Annotated in this window: 13 protein-coding genes; 10 read left to right on the top strand and 3 right to left on the bottom strand. The window is 66.8% G+C overall.

Annotation, left to right across the window (positions count from 1 at the left end):
• The first annotated feature begins 141 nt into the window (after positions 1-141).
• The 8 genes from Pla123a_RS20185 (at position 142) to Pla123a_RS20150 (ending at position 11789) form a co-directional block, all read left to right on the top strand.
• Positions 142-1782, top strand: coding sequence for an ABC transporter permease subunit (locus tag Pla123a_RS20185; protein WP_146590381.1), 1641 nt, complete (start codon positions 142-144; stop codon positions 1780-1782).
• 94 nt (positions 1783-1876) lie between these two features.
• Positions 1877-3148, top strand: a complete 1272-nt coding sequence (locus Pla123a_RS20180) for an aspartate/ornithine carbamoyltransferase family protein (protein WP_146590379.1) — start codon at positions 1877-1879, stop codon at positions 3146-3148.
• Positions 3149-3169: 21 nt separating this feature from the next.
• Positions 3170-3886, top strand: a complete 717-nt coding sequence (locus Pla123a_RS20175; RefSeq protein ID WP_146590377.1) for an NYN domain-containing protein — start codon at positions 3170-3172, stop codon at positions 3884-3886.
• A gap of 149 nt (positions 3887-4035) precedes the next feature.
• A complete protein-coding gene (locus tag Pla123a_RS20170; protein ID WP_146590375.1) occupies positions 4036-6876 on the top strand; it encodes a hybrid sensor histidine kinase/response regulator in 2841 nt (946 codons plus the stop codon).
• Positions 6877-6879: 3 nt separating this feature from the next.
• Positions 6880-7344, top strand: coding sequence for a chemotaxis protein CheW (locus tag Pla123a_RS20165; protein WP_146590373.1), 465 nt, complete (start codon positions 6880-6882; stop codon positions 7342-7344).
• Between the two features lie 53 nt (positions 7345-7397).
• Positions 7398-9746: a methyl-accepting chemotaxis protein gene (locus tag Pla123a_RS20160; RefSeq protein ID WP_146590371.1), complete on the top strand. Its 2349-nt coding sequence runs from the start codon at positions 7398-7400 to the stop codon at positions 9744-9746.
• A gap of 94 nt (positions 9747-9840) precedes the next feature.
• A complete protein-coding gene (locus tag Pla123a_RS20155; RefSeq protein ID WP_146590370.1) occupies positions 9841-10944 on the top strand; it encodes a protein-glutamate methylesterase/protein-glutamine glutaminase in 1104 nt (367 codons plus the stop codon).
• Positions 10941-11789: a CheR family methyltransferase gene (locus tag Pla123a_RS20150; protein ID WP_146590368.1), complete on the top strand. Its 849-nt coding sequence runs from the start codon at positions 10941-10943 to the stop codon at positions 11787-11789. The genes Pla123a_RS20155 and Pla123a_RS20150 overlap by 4 nt, the downstream gene beginning before the upstream one ends.
• A 10-nt stretch (positions 11790-11799) precedes the next feature.
• On the opposite strand, the gene Pla123a_RS20145 is transcribed toward Pla123a_RS20150, so the two are convergent.
• From Pla123a_RS20145 to trpE, 3 genes are all read right to left on the bottom strand, one after another.
• Entirely contained in the window at positions 11800-12606 is an 807-nt protein-coding gene (locus tag Pla123a_RS20145) for a hypothetical protein (protein WP_146590366.1), read from the bottom strand.
• Positions 12607-12673: 67 nt separating this feature from the next.
• A complete protein-coding gene (locus tag Pla123a_RS20140) occupies positions 12674-13384 on the bottom strand; it encodes a lysophospholipid acyltransferase family protein (RefSeq protein ID WP_197528138.1) in 711 nt (236 codons plus the stop codon).
• 219 nt (positions 13385-13603) lie between these two features.
• Complete coding sequence (gene trpE, locus Pla123a_RS20135) at positions 13604-15136, bottom strand: anthranilate synthase component I (protein ID WP_231956569.1); 1533 nt, start codon at positions 15134-15136, stop codon at positions 13604-13606.
• Between the two features lie 280 nt (positions 15137-15416).
• On the opposite strand from trpE, the gene Pla123a_RS20130 reads away from it, so the two are divergent.
• Both Pla123a_RS20130 and Pla123a_RS20125 read left to right on the top strand, forming a co-directional pair.
• Positions 15417-15926 carry a UvrB/UvrC motif-containing protein gene (locus tag Pla123a_RS20130; protein WP_146590360.1) on the top strand — a complete coding sequence of 170 codons (510 nt, stop codon included), beginning with the start codon at positions 15417-15419 and terminating at the stop codon, positions 15924-15926.
• Positions 15927-15964: 38 nt separating this feature from the next.
• Complete coding sequence (locus Pla123a_RS20125; protein WP_146590358.1) at positions 15965-17056, top strand: protein arginine kinase; 1092 nt, start codon at positions 15965-15967, stop codon at positions 17054-17056.
• The last annotated feature ends 46 nt before the right edge of the window (positions 17057-17102 follow it).

Genomic DNA, 17102 nt, shown 5'->3' with positions numbered 1-17102 from the left:
ACGCTGGCAGACCCCCCTTCCCTAGCCCCTCCCCCTGCCGGGAAGAGGGATTCGTGGGCGCGGCGGAGCCGCGACGCTTCATGGCGATCTGGGCGCCAACCGCGTACAACTGACTAGCCGCGAGCTACGAACCAACTGCCTATGTACGTCCGTGATAATCCGGTCCTGCAGTACGAGCTGCTGAGCACGCTGCGGTTGCCGCGGGCGTTTGTGCTGCTGTTTGCGTACATCGCCCTGTTGGGGGGCGTGGTGCTGCTGGCCTGGCCGCAGCAGCAGAAGCTCGACTTTGCCCAGCCGGAGGAGGCCAAGCGGCTGGTCGAGCTGTTCTTCTTCGGCCAGTTTATGCTGGCGTCGCTAATGGCGCCGAGCTTCGCCGCCGGGGCGATCACCGGCGAGAAGGAACGCGACAGCTACGAGATGCTGCTCGCCAGCCCGATCAAGCCGGGCGCGATTGTGCTGGGCAAGCTGTTCGCCTCGCTGACGTACCTCGGCATCCTGATCTTCTGCTCGCTGCCGATCGTGATGCTCTGCCTGCCGCTGGGGGGCGTGGGCGCGCTGGAGGTTTTCGCGGCGTACATCGCGATGATGTCGATGGTGGCGTTGTTCGGCATGATCAGCCTGTGGGCGAGCAGCTACTTCCAGCGGACCAGCGCGTCGCTGGTGGTGTCGTATTTGATGATCCTGCCGCTGGCGATGGTTGGCGTGCTGGTGTGGCAGTCGCTCGAGCAGCTCGGCGGCGCCCGGGTGGCATTTGTGTCGACCGTGACGCCGATCGCCTGCGCGGCGATCGGGGCGCTCTTGTGGGCCGACATCACCCGGCGGCTGCTCTACCCGGCCGACCTGGGTTCGGGCGGCAAGGAAGTGGTCGACCTCGAGACCGAGGCCCGCGAGGCGGTTGGCCTGTACATCAAGCGGGACGAGTTCCCCGACAAGCTGTTTGCCCCGCCCAAGCGGACCACTTTCATCGAGGACGGCGCCAACCCGATCTACGACAAGGAGATGCGGAGCGAGATCTTCGCCCAGGGCACGCTGATGCTGCGGCTGGTGATCCAGATCTCGATGGGCCTGGCGCTGCCGATTATGGCGGTCTGCCTGTACATGGTGATGAGCTGGGCGCCGTGGTACATCGCCTACGTGCTGCTGTTCAACATGCTGGTCGGACCGGTGTTCTCCGCCGGCAGCGTCTGCAACGAGCGGGAACGTCAGACGCTCGACCTGCTGCTGACCACGCTCATCAGCCCCTGGCAGATGCTGTGGGGTAAGCTGCTGAGTGGTCTGCGGGTGTCGGTGGTGCTGACGTCGTTCCTGCTGTGGCCGGTGCTGCTGGCGTGCATGATGCCGCTGGACTACTGGAACAACCTGCTCACCATGGCGGGGTACTTCCTGGTGGTCGCGCTCGCTTGCCTGACCACCGCGCTGACGGCGCTGTTCTGCTCAACGATCTACCGCAAGACGTCCAGCAGCCTGATGACGACCTACGTGCTGATCCTGACGATGTTCGTGGCGCCGCTGGCGGCCCGGTTCTTCTCCGAGACCTTCTACCAGGGGACCACCGGGGCCCGTGTGGTGCACGCGGTCGGCAGCGTGAGCCCATTCGCGGCGGTTTTCGCGTTGCCGCTGGACATCGAACGGGCGGACGGCAGGTCCGAGACCGCCAAGCAGCAGGCGATCGGCGACCTGCCCCTGTTCTTTGGGTACGTCGGGTGGTCGGTGCTGTACAACCTGACGCTGCTGCTGCTGATTATGTGGCTGTTCCACGCCCGCTGGCGGGTGTCAGAATAGCGCCGCCGGGGACCGCTCGGCGGGGCAGGGTGGATTGCCTGCGGCGGGGGGCTGTGCGATAAATCTAGGCAACGCCAGCGCAAGGAGCCCCACGTTGTCTACGCCCACCGATCACGAGTCGCCCCTCGCCCCCCCGAGGACGCAGGACGAGCTGAACCTCGAGCATTTCTCCTCGCGGCTAGACCGGCCCGTGCTGATGAAGGCCCCCGAGTTCCAGCGGGGAGACCGGCTGCGGCACGTGGTGTTCTCCGGCCAGTTCAACCCGGGGATGCTCTCCGAGCTGGCCGAGACCGCCGACATGATCCGGCTGCTGTCGAAGTCGCGTGACGGGCAGGACTTCCTCCGCGGGCTGCTGGCTCACCGCCGGGCGATGCTGTACTTCACCCAGCCGTCGACCCGCACGTTCTTGTCGTTCATGGCGGCCTGCCAGGTGCTCGGCATCACCTGCAACGAGGTGCGCGACCCGCAGACCTCTTCGGAAACCAAGGGCGAGACCCGCTTCGACTCGATCCGGATGTTCTCGAGCTACTTCGACCTGATCATCATGCGGTCGCCCGTCGCGAAGCTGGCCGAGTCGTGCGCCTACCTAATGAACGACCTCGAGCGGAGCGGCCAGCGGAGCGTGCCGCTGATCAACGCCGGCAGCGGCGCCGACGAGCACCCGACCCAGGCGCTCCTGGACATCTACACGCTGCAGCGGACCTTCAACTTCGAGAACCCGAACGACTCGCCCGGCGGCGACAAGCTGGAGCGGCTCCGCCTGATGCCGGGCTACGAGGGCCTGTCCAAGGGGCTGGAGAACAAGACCTACGCCTTCTGCGGCGACATCGGCCGGGGCCGGACCGTGCGGTCGCTGGCGATGCTGCTGGCGATGTACGAGGGCGTGCGGCTGGTTTTCATCTCGCCGGACCACCCGAAGCTCCGCATCCGTGACGACCTGCGTCAGCGGCTGCTGGACCGCGGGGTGCCGATCTACGAGCTCGACTCGTTCGAGTCGCTGCTGGACGGCAAGCCGGTGATCGAGCAGGTGGACGCGCTCTACATGACCCGCGTGCAGAAGGAACACGACAGCCCCGAGGACGCCGAGTCGATGGCGGCGATCGACACGCTCAAGTACCGGCTGACGCCCGAGCTGGTCACCCGGATGCGGCTGTACGCCCCGATCCTGCACCCGTTCCCGCGGGACCAGCACTTCGGCGAGATCCCACCGGAGGTCGACGACGACCCCCGCGCCATGTACTTCCGCCAGGCCCGCAACGGCATGTGGATCCGCGCCGCGCTCCTGGCGCACGTGATGGACGTCGACCACAGCATCGCGCGGCACTTCTTCGAGACCTACCGCGAGCGTCACGTCTACAACGACTAGCCCCGCCCAGAGCGACCAGCCATGGCCCGCTCACCCGCGCGTGTGCGACTATTGATCGACGGCTACAACCTGCTGCACGCGACCGACGTGCACGGGTCCGACCGCCTGGCGGGGACGCTGCAGGGCGCCCGCGAGGCGCTGCTGGCCTTCATCGCGTCGCGGCTGGTCAAGCGAGAGCGTGCGCGGGCGACCATCGTGTTCGACGCGGCCGGCGCGCTGCCCGGCCTGCCCGACGAGTACTCCTACGAGGGCATCCACGTGCTGTTTGCCCGCAAGTACCCCGACGCCGACGCGATGCTCGAGGCGCTCGTCGAGTCCGACCGCGCGCCGAAGGAGCTGCTGGTGATCTCCGGCGACCGCCGGGTGCAGCGGGCGGCCCGCCGCCGGGGCGCCGCGTGGCAGGGCAGCGCCGAGTGGAACCGGGAGTTGCGGGGCCGGCGCCCCCACGCGATCCAGGGTCAGGCGCCCGAAAAGCAGCCGCCCGCCGACGTCGGCGACGCCGCTTTTTGGGTGTCGGAGTTCTCGCTGCCGCTGCCGGAACCCGAGCCGCAACGACCCACTCCGACGCCGCCCAAACGGCTGGCGGCGCGTCCCTCTGAGGAGGGTGCGGCAAACGCGCCGAGCCGCGGAGCGGCAGAACCGCTAGAGTCGGCAGAAAGCCCCTTCCCGCCCGGCTACGCGGAAGATCTAGCCGCAGAGCTGGAAAAAACAGACCGCCGCCCGCTCGACGACGAGTAGACCGCCTCCCGCGGGTCGGCGGCGCAAGCCGAGCAACCGGGACAACCCGCCGCACGCACGGGCCGACGAAGGCCCCCTCTCAGCGCCGCCGCACCGCGTCGGGTTCTGTTTACCACCACCGGCCGCTGCGCACGCGATGTGACCTACTTTTGCACATCGAACACATCCTTGCGCTGGCTCCCACAGAACCAGCGTTCCGACACTCGCTGGAGGTGATGGTGGAAGACAACGAACTGATGAACGACTTCGTCGTGGAGGCGAAGGAACACCTAGCGGATGTCGAGAACCAGTTCCTCGCTATCGAGGAACAGGGCGCGAATATCGATGTCAACCTCGTCAACGAGGTGTTCCGCGCGATCCACTCCATCAAGGGCGCCGCCGGCTTCCTGGGGCTGACCACGGTCAACGACCTGGCCCACAGCCTCGAGAACCTGCTGAACATGATGCGCAATAAGGAGCTGACGCCGACGTCGGTCACTATTGACGTCATGCTGAAGGCGGCCGACACGCTGTCTTCGATGATCGACGACGTGAACAACTCTGGGTCGTTCGACATCAGCAAGCACGTCGCGGCGCTGGACGCGATCGCCGAGGGCAACGAGCCCGCTCCGGCGGCCGCCGCAGAAGCCGCCGCGCCCGCCGCGGAAGAGCCCGCAGAAGAGCCCACCGAAGAGCCGGCTCCGGCCGCCAGCGAGATGAGCCTCGACGACCAGATCGAGGCCGCCATCGCCGCCAAGCTGGCCGAGAAGAATGCCGCCAAGGCCGCCCAAGAGGCGCCCGCCGCCCCCGCACCGGCCGCGCCGGCGCCCCCAACTCCCGAACCCCCGAAGGCTACGCCCATGGCTGAGGACTCACAAACCACCAAGCCGACCCCGACGCCCGCGGCGGACGCCAGCATCCGCGTTTCGGTCACGGTTCTGGACTGCCTGATGAACCTGGCCGGCGAGCTCGTGCTCAGCCGCAACCAGCTGATGCAGGCGGTCGCTTCGGAAGAGCAGTCCGGGCTCGAGGCGACCTCGGCGCGGATCGACCAGGTCACCAGCGAGCTGCAGGAAGCGATCATGCAGACCCGCATGCAGCAGATCGGGTCGGTGTTCAGCCGCTTCCCCCGAGTCGTCCGCGACCTGAGCGCCAAGCTCGGCAAGCAGTGCGACCTCAACATCGAGGGCAAGGAGGTCGAGGTCGACAAGACGATCGTCGAGGCGATCGGCGACCCGCTCACCCACCTGATCCGCAACTCGGTCGACCACGGCCTCGAGTCGCCTGACGTCCGCGTGCAGAAGGGCAAGCCGGCGACCGGGAAGATCGACCTGCGGGCCTTCTACCAGGCCGGCAAGGTGCGGATCGAGATCGTCGACGACGGCGGCGGCATCAACCCCGCCGTGCTGAAGGAGAAGGCGGTCTCCAAGGGCATTATCACCCAGGAGAAGGCCGACCAGATGGGCGACCGCGAGGCGGTCCGCCTGATCTTCGCCCCCGGCTTCTCGACCGCCAAGGAAGTCACCGACGTCAGCGGCCGCGGCGTGGGGATGGACGTCGTGCGGACGAACATCGCCAAGCTGGGCGGCACGGTCGACGTCGAGTCGGTCCTGGGCAAGGGCACCAGCATCATCGTCACCCTGCCGCTGACGCTGGCGATCATCCCGTCGCTGATCATTCAGGCCGGCGGCGACCGCTTCGCAATCCCGCAGGTCAACATCGCCGAGCTGGTGCGGGTCCGTGAGAACGAACGCGACACCAAGCTCGGACGCGTCAAGGACGCCGAGGTCCTCCGCCTGCGTGGCAGCCTGCTGCCGCTGGTCCGGTTGAACGAGGCCCTGGGATGCGGCACCGCCGAAGAACAGGCCCGGAGCAAGACCGGCGCCACCAACATCATCGTGGTCGACTCCGGTCAGACGCGGTTCGGGATGGTGGTGGACGCCCTGCACGACTCGGAGGAGATCGTGGTCAAGCCGCTGGGCCGGCACCACAAGAACTGCCGCACCCTGGCGGGCGCCACGATCCTGGGCGACGGCCACGTCGCGCTGATCCTGGACATCGCCGGCGTCGCGGCGGACGAGGACCTGCGGACCGACGAGGAACTGCGGGCCGCAGCCGGCAAGGACAACGAGCACGTCGATGAAGAAGTCGACATGCAGGCGGTCATGCTGTTCGAGAACGGCCCGAACGAACAGTTCGCCGCCCCGATGGACCTGATCGCCCGGATCGAGCGGATCCGCAACGACCAGATCGACACGGTTGGCGGTCAAGAGGTGCTGCAGTACAAGAACGCGACGCTGCCGCTGATCCGGCTGGAGAACTGCATCCGGGCGATGCCGCCCGAGATGATGGACCGCTCCTACGTGGTGGTGTTCGAGGTGAAGGGCCGCGAGGTTGGCCTGGTCGCCCCGGTGCTGCACGACATCACCAACGTCACGACGAACGTCGACACCTCGACCTTCGCCGAGCAGGGCGTGGTGGGCTCGCTGGTCCGCAACGACCACACAGTGCGGCTGATCGATTTCTACGAGATCGCCCAGCTCTCGCACCCCGAGTGGTTCCTCGGCGAAGAAGAAGAGGAGTTCGCCGAGAACTCGCTGCCGCCGCTGATCCTGCTGGCCGAGGACTCGACCTTCTTCCGCACGCAGGTGATGAAGATGTTCGAGGAGAAGGGCTACCGGGTCGAGCCGTGCGAGGACGGCCAGATCGCCTGGGACAAGCTCAACAGCGGTCAGTACACGCCGGACGTCGTGGTGACCGACATCGAGATGCCCAACATGGACGGATTCCAGCTCTGCCAGAAGATCCGCGACTCGGCCAGCCTGTGTGCGGTGCCGGTGATCGCCCTGACCTCGCTGGCCGGCACTTCGGACATCCAGCGCGGCATCGAGGTCGGCATCGACGACTACCAGATCAAGATGGACCGCGAGAAGCTGCTGAACGCCATCCGGAACTTCGCCGACCACGGCGTCGACCGCAACAAGAACCAAACCCAGCTAGTGGAGGCCTAAACCATGAGCACCGCAATTGCAGAGATGAACGGCGCCCGTGTAGGCGAGCAGCAGTTTGCAACCTTCTACCTGGGTGACATGCTGTTCGGCGTAAACATCCGCAGCGTTCAAGAGATCAACCGCCAAGTGGACATCACCCCGGTCCCGCACGCCCCCAAGCACGTGCGCGGCGTGATCAACCTGCGGGGCGAGGTGGCCACGGTCATCGACCTCCGCACCGTGCTGGGGATGCCCCCGGCAGAAGACTCCCGCGACGCCCGCAACCTGATTGTGGCCTCGCAGGGCGAGGCGATCGGCCTGTGGGTTGACCGGATCTCCGACATCCTGACCGTCAAGACCGACGAGATCTCGCCCTCGCCGGCCAACGTCGACGGGATCGACGGCCGCTTCTTCCAGGGCGTTTACACCCTGGAGAAGGACATTGTCGTGCTGCTGGACACCGAGCAGGTGCTGGCGGACCGCGACTGACCCTATCCTCACGACCAACCTTCTTCTCTCGATAGACAGGGACCCCACTCGCCATGAAGATGCGCACCAAACTGATCGTCGGCTTCCTTGTGTGCGGGCTCGCCCCGCTGCTGGTAGCCGGTCTCGCAGGATACTGGACCTCGACCAGCGGCATGACCTCCGTCCAGGAGCACGCCACGGCCGACATGCGCGCCAAAGCGACCGCGTTCCTGCAGTCGCAGCAGGCGCTCAAGCGGGTCCAGATTGAGGACTACTTCAAGCAGATCCGCGACCAGGTGCTGACCTTCGCCGAGAACCGCATGGTGGTCGGGGCGATGCGTGAGTTCCCTTCGCGTTTCGACTCTTACAGCGAGCAGGCGGGGGTCTCGGAAGCGGATGTGCCGCGTCTGCGTGAGGAGCTGGCCAGTTACTACACCGACGAGTTCGGTGCGGAGTACACCTCGCAGAACGCCGGCTCCGTGGCGTCGACCGGCGAGTTCCTGGCCAAGCTCGACGACGAGTCGATCGCGTTGCAGCACGCCTACATCAAGGCCAACTCGAACCCGCTGGGCTCGAAGCACATGCTGGACACGGCCGAGGAAGAGTCGGACTACGGCCAGCTGCACAAGCTGGTCCACCCGGTCATCCGCGACTACCTCGATAAGTTCGGGTACTACGACATTTTCCTGATCGACAACGAGTCGGGCGATGTCGTCTACTCGGTGTTCAAGGAGCTCGACTACACGACCTCGCTGGTAGACGGCCCGTACGCCCAGACCAACTTCGGCGACGCCTTCCGCAAGGCCCGCAAGCTGGAAAAGGGTGAGTTCGTGCTGGTCGACTTCGCCCAGTACACCCCGAGCTACGAGGCCCCGGCCAGCTTTATCGCGGCCCCGGTTTTCGACGGCGACGTCCGCCTAGGCGTGGTCTGCTTCCAGATGCCGGTCGACCGCATCCTGACGATTATGAACTACCGCGAGGGGTTGGGCGAAACCGGCGAGACCATCCTGGTCGGAGCGGACAACCGGATGCGTTCTGACTCGCACCTCGAGCCGGAAAGCCACTCGCTGACCAATTCCTTCCGCAACCCCGAAGAGGGGAGCATCCGCTCGGAGTCGGTCGACAAGGCCCTGAAGGGCGAGGCCGGCGTCGAGGTCGTGAACGACTACCGCGGCGAGGAGGCCATAGTCGCCTACGGCCCGGTGGACCTGCTCGGCATCGAGTGGGCCCTGCTCGCCAAGATGGACACCAACGAGGCCTTCGCCGCCGTGCGTGAGATGGAAGAGACGGCCAACGCCGCCACCTCCACCATGCTGTGGGTCAACCTGCTGATCACCGGTGTGGCGATCGCCGCCGTGCTGGGCGTCGCGTACCTGTTTGTCCGCTCACTGGTGACCCCGATCCAGCAGATGGTCGACACCGCCCGCGATATCGCCGAGGGCGAGGCCGACCTGACCAAGCGGATCAACCTGAAGTCGTCCGACGAGTTGGGCGAGCTGGGCCATTGGTTTGATGTGTTCATTGCCCGCGTGCAGGACATCATCGGCCAGGTGGCCGGCAACAGCCGGACCCTGGCTGGCGCCGCCGAGCAGCTCGGCGCGACCAGCAAGTCGCTCGCCTCGGGCGCCGAGAGTACGACCATCCAGAGTGCGACGGTCGCGTCGGCCGCCGAGGAGATGGCTTCGAACATGAAGCACGTCGCCACGGCCAGCGAGCAGATGTCCACCAACATCCGTTCGGTCGCGGCGTCGACCGATCAGATGACCGCGACGATCAACGAGATCGCCCAGAACGCGGAGCAGTCGGCCAAGGTCGCCGATCAGGCCGCGCGGCTGGCCGAGATCAGCAACGAGAAGGTCGGCGGCCTCGGTGAGGCGGCCGACGAGATCGGCAAGGTGATCGAGGTCATTCAGGACATCGCCGAGCAGACCAACCTGTTGGCCCTGAACGCCACGATCGAGGCCGCCCGCGCCGGCGAGGCCGGCAAGGGGTTTGCTGTCGTCGCGACCGAGGTCAAAGAGCTCGCCAAGCAGACCGCGATGGCGACCGAAGAAATCCGCGGCCGCATCGAGGGCATCCAGGCCTCGACAGGCGAGGCGGTGGACGCCATCCGCGAGATCACCGGCGTGATCAACAGCGTCAACGAGGTCGCCCGCACCATCGCCTCGGCGGTGGAAGAGCAGAGCATCACGACCAAGGACATCGCCGCGACGGTCGCCACGACCGCCAGCAGTGCGGACTCGGTGTCCCAGGGCGTGAACGAGTCGGCCGCGGCCAGCGAGGAGATCACCCGCAGCATCGCGGGGGTCGATTCCGGCGCCAAGCAGACCTCCGACGCCGCTTCGGAGACCCGTCAGGCGGGCGGCTCCGTGGCGCAGCTCGCCACCGAGCTGCAGTCGCTGGTCAGCCAGTTCCGGATCTAGATGAGGCTACCCCCCACCGCCCCCGCGCAGGGGGCGGTGGGGATTTTTTTGAGTTCCGCATGGGGCGTGCGGCGCCGAATAGCAGACACACAACATGAAGACAAACAGCACGCCACTCAAGGTACTGGTCGTTGACGACTCGGCCCTCTACCGCAAGATCGTCCGGGACGTGCTCTCGGGACTCGAAGGCGTGGAAGTGGTCGGCGCGGCCAACAACGGGGTCATCGCCCTCGAACGGATCAAGCAGCTCAAGCCCGACGTCGTGACGCTCGACGTCGAGATGCCCCAGCTCGACGGCCACGGGGTCCTCAAGCAGCTGGCCAACGTGCCGAACGCCCCCAAGGCGATCATGGTCAGCGCGTTCACCGCGCAGGGCGCCCAGTCAACCAACGCGGCGCTCCGAGAAGGGGCGTTCGATTTCATCCTCAAACCAGCCACCAAGTCTCTTGAAATGAGCGTGCAGCAACTGCGGCGGGACCTGATCCCCAAGATTGAGGCCTGCCGCGGCGCCGCCGCCCCCACAGGAACACGCGCCGTCAGCCGCCCGGCGCTGCGGCCCGCTCGGCCAGCGGCCCCCGTCGGCCGTATCTCGCCGCCGCGGCGGTTCGACGTGCCGCCCCGGATCGTGGCGATTGGCGTCTCGACCGGCGGACCCCAGGCCCTGGTCCGCCTGCTCCCAAGGCTGCCGGCCAACTTCCCCTGCCCGATCCTCCTGGTGCAGCACATGCCGCCGATGTTCACGGCGAGCCTGGCCGAGGACCTCAACCGGCGCTGCTCGCTGACGGTCTCCGAGGGCCGCGACGGGCAGCCCGTCCGACGCGGCGAGGTGATCATCGCCCCCGGCGGCAAGCACATGCGGGTGGTCCGCCAGGACAAGGACCACGTGATCCAGATCACCGACGACGCGCCCGAACGCAACTGCAAGCCCTCGGTCGACTACTTGTTCCGCTCGGTCGCCGAGGTCTACGGCGCCGCGTCGCTGGGCGTGGTGCTGACCGGCATGGGGGACGACGGCGCCCTGGGCGCCGCCGAACTCAAGAAGAAGGGGGGGCAGGTCCTCTCCCAAGACGAATCAAGCTGCGTCGTGTACGGCATGCCCAAGGCGGTGTTTGACGCCGGGCTGTCGGACGAGGTGGCCTCGTTGGACATGATGCCAACGGTAATTGGAGCGTACGCAAGAGGGGGCGCACGGGTATGAAACTCGATACAGAAGGCCTAGACGCCATCTGCAACTTGGTCGATGACCTTTGTGGGATCTACCTCGATTCCAGCAAGGACTACTTGATCGAGGGGCGGCTGGCGGACCTGGTCAAGAAGCACGGTTGCAACTCGTACGCCGAACTCGCCCGCAAGGCCAGGCTCGGCGCCTCGAACCCAATCGCGACGGACGTCGTCAACGCGATCACCACCAACGAGACTTTGTGGTTCCGTGACGCGACGCCGTTCAATGCGCTCAAGTTCAAGATCCTGCCGGAGCTGATCGACGCCAAGTCGACCACGCTGTTCCCGCGTAAGCTCCGCGTCTGGTCCGCGGCTTGCAGCACCGGACAAGAGGCCTACAGCATCGGCATGACCTTCGGCGACATCGTGCCGGACGTGGCGAACTGGGACCTGCAGATTGTCGGGACGGACGTCTCGTCCGACGCGGTGCGTCGCGCCAGCGAGGGCAAGTACTCGCAGCTCGAGGTAAGCCGTGGTCTCGACCAGGTGCACCAGAGCGGCTACTTCACGCAGGCCGGCCGCGACCTGCAGATCAACGAGGTGCTCCGCTCGAAGTGCCGGTTCGAGGTCCGCAACCTGCTGCAGCCCTTCACCACCCTCGGCAAGTTCGACATCGTGTTCTGCCGGAACGTCGCGATCTACTTCAAGGACGAGGACCGCAAGAGCCTGTTCCGCCGGATCGCCGACCAGCTGAACCCCGGCGGCTGGCTGTTCGTCGGCTCGAGCGAGTCACTCACCGAGATCGGACCGGAATGGTCGCCCCAGCGGCACTGCGGGGCGGTCTGCTACCAGCCCAAGGCCGGCATGCTGGCGGCGAGGTAGGCCGCCTTGGCTACTGGCCCTGATCGTCTACGATGTGCCGCAGCTGGAACCCGCCGGTCGAGCGGATTTCTAGGCGGTACTTGCTGCCCGCCCGGGCCTTGACCGACGGGGCCTCGGCCATGGCGTTGCGGATGCCGAGCTCCGCGAGCCGATTAGGGTCGTGCGCTAGGTCCCAGAAGTCGGCCCAGATCTCTTCCTCGAAGTCCGACATCCGCTCGCCCCGCGCGTAGGCGGTTGGTCGGGTGTTGGGCGAGTCGAGTCGGTGGCCTTCCGCCGGCTTCTGGCCGCTGCCGAACAGCCGCTGAAACAGGCAGATAGCGGTCCCCTTCTCGAGGTGCGCCTGCTCGACGTACTCGTCGTTGAACTTGACGACCAGGTACTCCAGGTACACCTGATCTCCCGGCACTTCGAATTGCCGCGGCTCGCCGATCGCCTTCCCCTCCGGGTCGGTTTCGACAAACTCGAGCGTGGTAATTGCCGGTTCACCCTCCTCAGCGGGCGGCTTCACATCGAGAATCCGCAGCTCGGCGACCCGCTGGTCGACCTTGAGCAGGTGGAGCGAGGTCTCCAATCGATCGATCGAGACCTGCTGCTCGGCGATTTCCTGCTCCTTGCCTGCAATGTCCTGCTGCGCGGTCTCGAGCCGAGTCAGAGCGTCGTCGAGCTGCTCCTGCCGCTCGGCCAGCCGCTGGTTTGGCTCGTTGTAGACGTCGTACGCCTGGTAGCCCACCAAACCGGCGCCCGCCACGACAATGGCGGCCAGCACAGTGCGGACTGTGGCGTTGAAGGTCTTGACGCCCTCGTTCAGCTTGCCCATGGCGGGACCTCGGGGTGATCGGTCGTTCGCAGGAGCCTCTACTGATAGCCGATCTGGCGTTCTCGGCCTAGGCTGCGCTCGAGCGATCGGCGGAGGACTGCCGGTCGGTGGCCGCCTCGACCACCGCAAAATCGCGCCGCGGCTGGTAGCCACGCCCGGCGGCAATGGGCCGCTCGCCGCGTCGGGCAAGTCCGGACCTAGCCCAGCGTTCGGCGTCGTCCGAAAGCTCATTGAGCCGCTGCTCGATCTGCGCCCGCCATCGATCGATGCCGTCGCGGTCGAGCGACGCGGGGACCGAGATCGCCTCGCTGACTACGGCCCGGGCGCGGCTGAACGGCCGCGGGACCGCGAACTTGTCCCAGCTCCTCAGCCGCCAGGGGCGGTCGTAACCAAGGCCCAGGCAGACGATCGGCAACTGCAGCTTCGAGGCGAGATAGATCGGCCCCTGGGCCAGCCTACGCCGCGGGCCGCGGGGGCCGTCAGGCGTGATCGTCAGGTGGTGGTCCTCGGCATGCAGGGCAAGCTGCCGTAGCGCCCCAGTGGCGCCGCGGTACGTGCTGCCGCGGACGAACTCGAACGAGAACCGGTCGGCGATCCGGGCCAGGATGTCGGCGTCGCGGTGCTGGCTGAGCAGCATCGTCAGGTGGCAGTTGCCCCGCTTGTACAGCGGCAGCAGGATGTTCTCGTGCCAGAAGACGTAGATCCTCGGCTGGCCGGGCGCTAGCAGCGGGTCGACCGCCGGGTCTTCGTACCAAGCGCGGTACCGCAGCGTGCTCATCCACGCTCGTATTGAGAGGGAGAAGGGCCAGCTGGCGAGTTGAGTGACGAGGGGGCCGTTGAGCTTCATCGCGAGCGCGCGGTGACCGGACTTGTGTGACCAGGAATCTAGCTAGCACCCCGCCGATCGCGACCACTGGGTGATGCAGGGTTGGTAGCAGGATTCGCCCGCACGAGGAAGAGCAATCGGCCCGTCGGGCGGCCCCATGACCACCGGCGGCTACGCCTGGGCGCCCCGCTTCTTGGTGATTTCGATCGCCTTGAGCAGGCCCCGGGCCTTGTTGAGGGTCTCCTGGTACTCGGCCTCGGGGACGCTGTCGGCGACGATGCCGGCGCCCGCCTGGACGTAGGCCGTGTCCCCTTTGATGACGATCGTGCGGAGGGCGATGCAGGTGTCGAGGTTGCCGGCAAAGTCGAAGTAGCCCACCGCACCGGCGTACGGCCCCCGGCGGTGGGGTTCGAGCTCGTCGATCACCTCCATCGCCCGCACCTTAGGGGCTCCCGAGACGGTGCCCGCCGGCAGGCAGGCGGCCAGGGCGTCGAACGCGTCGGCGCCTTCTTTCAGTTGCCCGGTGACGTTCGACGTGATGTGCATCACGTGGCTGTAGCGTTCGATGACCATCACGTCCGAGATCTCGACGCTGCCGTACTCGGCGACGCGTCCGACGTCGTTCCTGCCGAGGTCGACCAGCATCACGTGCTCGGCGCGTTCCTTCGGGTCGGCGAGCAGCTCCTCGCCCAGGCGGCGGTCCTCGTCGTCGTCGGCTCCGCGGGGACGCGTGCCGGCCAGCGGACGGACCGTCACCTTGCCGTCGACGACTCGCACCATAATCTCCGGCGAGCTGCCCACCAGCGTGCACGCCGGCGAGCGGAGCAAGAACATGAACGGGCTGGGGTTCACCACCCGCAGCGTGCGGTAGACCTCCAGCGGCGACTGCTCGAGCGGCGTCTGGAGCCGCTGGCTGATCACGACCTGGAAGATGTCGCCGGCGCGGATGTACTCGACGCACTTCTCGACCGCCTGCTCGAACCCTTCCTTGGTAAAGTTCGACTCGAAAGGCAGGTCGACGCCGCCGGTGGTGTCGATGTCCTCGGGGGTCAGCGTGCCAGCGGGGGTCGCGAGCAGCTCGACCAGGTGGTCCACCCGGGCGGCCGCGTCGCGCCGGGCGGCCTCGCGCTGGGCGTCGGTGTCGGCATCGGAAACGTCGCCCAGCGCTATGACGTAGACCGTTTTGCTCACGTTGTCGAACACCACCATGTGGTCGAACAAAGCGAACGACATGTCCGGCAGATCGCGGTCGTCGGTGGGGGCGTCTGGCAGGTCCTCGACGTACCGCACGGTGTCGTAGCCGGCGTAGCCCACCGCTCCCCCCACGAAGGGCGGCAGGCCCGCGAGCTTCGCCACCCGCACGGCGTGCAGGTGCTCGCGGAGCAGCTCTAGCGGGTTGTCGGACTGCTGCTCGGTGGTCGACGCCGGTGCGGGCGACTTGGTCGCGGGGCGGTGGTAGTCGGTGATCAGCACACGGTCGCGGCGGGCCTCGATCAGCCGGTACGGGTTGCCGGCGACAAAACTGTACCTGCCCACCTTCTCGCCGCCGATGACGCTCTCGAACAAACAGGCCGACGCGCCCTCGTCCAATCGGTCGTACGCCGTGACGGGCGTCAGGGTGTCGCTTACCAGGCGGCGGAACACCGGCACATAGTCGGCCGTTTGGGCCAGCTTGCAGAACTCGGCGGGGCAGGGGTGGTGCACGTGCAGGACGAGGGTTAGGGGGGGTTGGGGTCGGGGGGGTCTACCTACTTTAGCACCCGGGCGGCGACCGGGACAACGGCGGTGGCGATCGCCCTTATTGCTTGCGGCAAAACAGTTTGCGTCCATCGTAGCCGGTTCAAGTTGCCTTGACACTCTGGGGCCCCCCTATAGAATCGCCAGTGCCGTAAGGGTTCGCGCGGACCACCCCATTTATTTTCTGAGCGGCGCATTGTCTGCCGCTCCGGGGCCGCCGCGATCCCGGCCCGTCGAGCACCGTCCCATGAAATGCCAACGCTGCGAGAAACCGGCAACCTTCCACATCACCGACCTCGTGGACGGGGAGCCGAAGGAGCTGCACCTGTGTGAGCAGTGCGCCCACACCTTCCTCTCCCCCGAGGAAGAGGACGCCAGCGAGGTGATCCCGGCGATGGCCGGCCTGATCGCCCAGGCGGCCGTCGGCGAGACCGCCGAGGACCTGGCCCGGCTCGACGAGCGGGTCTGCCCGTTCTGCGGGATCAGCTTCCTGGAGTTCCGCAAGCAGGGGCGGCTCGGCTGCCCCCACGACTACGCCCATTTCTCGCGCGAGCTCGAGCCGCTGCTGGTCAACATCCACGGCGAGACCCACCACGTCGGCAAATCGCCGCGCCACAGCGTCCGCGACGCCGAGCAGCAGACCCAGCTCATCCGCCTGCGGCGCGAGATGAAGCAGGCCGTGGCGGGCGAGAACTACGAACGGGCGTCGGAGATCCGCGACGAGATCAAGTCCATCGAGAGCGCCCGCAACGCCTAGCCGACGCCACCCGCCACCCGCCAAAGACTTAGCTACCCATGGGCCTCGACCTTAACGAACTCGCGCAGAACTGCGGCGAATGGCTCCGCGGCACCGGCCCCGAGCCCGACATCGTCGTGAGCAGCCGCGTGCGGCTGGCCCGCAACCTGGCCGAGTTCCCCTTCATGGCCAAGGCGACCGAGGTCGACCGGACCGAGATCGAGCGGATCCTCCGCGAGCGGATCGACCTGCTGAAGGAGGAGGAGCGGCTGCCCCGCAACCTGACGTTCCTCGACCTCGGCGAGCTCAACGAGCTCGACCGGCGGTTCCTGGTCGAGCGGCAGCTGATCAGCCGCGAGCTGGCCGAAAGCGAGGGCGCCCGCGCCGTCGCGGTCGACCCGCAAGAACAGTTCAGCGTGATGGTCAACGAGGAAGACCACCTGCGAATCCAGGTGATGCGCAGCGGGCTCGACCTGCAGGCGACCTGGGACGCGGCCAACCGGCTCGACGACCTCATCGAGGAGCAGGTCACCTACGCGTACAGCGACAAACTCGGCTACCTCACCGCGTGCCCAACCAACGTCGGCACCGGCGCCCGAGTGAGTGTGATGGTCCACCTGCCGGCGTTGGTCATCACCCGCCAGATCGACAAGGTGTTCCGCAGCCTGCAGAAGATCAGCCTGGCGGTCCGCGGCCTGTACGGCGAGGGCTCGCAGGCGATGGGCGACTTCTACCAGATCAGCAACCAGGTCACCCTCGGGCTGAGTGAAGAAGAGCTGACCAAGAAAGTGGCCGACGTCGTGCCGGTGCTGCTGGACTACGAGCGTCAGGCCCGCGACTTCCTGGTCCGCGAGAGTCAAGAGACCCTGCACGATCGCGTCAGCCGCGCGTTCGGCATCCTCCGCACCGCGCAGACCATCACCAGCGAAGAGACCCTGCACCTGCTCTCCAGCGTGCGGCTGGGCATCAACCTCGGCCTCATCAAGGACGTCGCGACGCCCACCATCAACAAGCTCTTCATCCACACCCAGCCCGCCCACCTGCAGAAGCTCGCCGGCATGGAGCTCGACTCCTCGGACCGCGCGATCGAGCGGGCCAGCTACCTGCGGAAGCACCTCGCCAGTGGGGGCGACGGCGTCGCGGAGAACTAGCGTGGTTCGCCGTGGCGGGGGTCGGAACTACCAATAGTCGCTTCGC

Origin of the sequence: Posidoniimonas polymericola (assembly GCF_007859935.1) — a bacterium.
Classification (GTDB): Bacteria; Planctomycetota; Planctomycetia; order Pirellulales; family Lacipirellulaceae; genus Posidoniimonas; species Posidoniimonas polymericola.
The sequence above is the reverse complement of the archived record's forward strand: the minus strand, read 5'-3'. Positions and strand labels throughout refer to the sequence as shown.

What these genes read in the sequence shown, in the direction of transcription:
- Pla123a_RS20185 (WP_146590381.1), top strand. Translation starts at nt 142, where the DNA reads ATGTACGTCCGTGATAATCCGGTCCTGCAGTACGAGCTGCTGAGCACG.
- Pla123a_RS20175 (WP_146590377.1), top strand. Translation starts at nt 3,170, where the DNA reads ATGGCCCGCTCACCCGCGCGTGTGCGACTATTGATCGACGGCTACAAC.
- Pla123a_RS20165 (WP_146590373.1), top strand. Translation starts at nt 6,880, where the DNA reads ATGAGCACCGCAATTGCAGAGATGAACGGCGCCCGTGTAGGCGAGCAG.
- Pla123a_RS20160 (WP_146590371.1), top strand. Translation starts at nt 7,398, where the DNA reads ATGAAGATGCGCACCAAACTGATCGTCGGCTTCCTTGTGTGCGGGCTC.
- Pla123a_RS20155 (WP_146590370.1), top strand. Translation starts at nt 9,841, where the DNA reads ATGAAGACAAACAGCACGCCACTCAAGGTACTGGTCGTTGACGACTCG.
- Pla123a_RS20150 (WP_146590368.1), top strand. Translation starts at nt 10,941, where the DNA reads ATGAAACTCGATACAGAAGGCCTAGACGCCATCTGCAACTTGGTCGAT.
- Pla123a_RS20145 (WP_146590366.1), bottom strand. Translation starts at nt 12,606, where the DNA reads ATGGGCAAGCTGAACGAGGGCGTCAAGACCTTCAACGCCACAGTCCGC.
- Pla123a_RS20140 (WP_197528138.1), bottom strand. Translation starts at nt 13,384, where the DNA reads ATGAGCACGCTGCGGTACCGCGCTTGGTACGAAGACCCGGCGGTCGAC.
- Pla123a_RS20130 (WP_146590360.1), top strand. Translation starts at nt 15,417, where the DNA reads ATGAAATGCCAACGCTGCGAGAAACCGGCAACCTTCCACATCACCGAC.
- Pla123a_RS20125 (WP_146590358.1), top strand. Translation starts at nt 15,965, where the DNA reads ATGGGCCTCGACCTTAACGAACTCGCGCAGAACTGCGGCGAATGGCTC.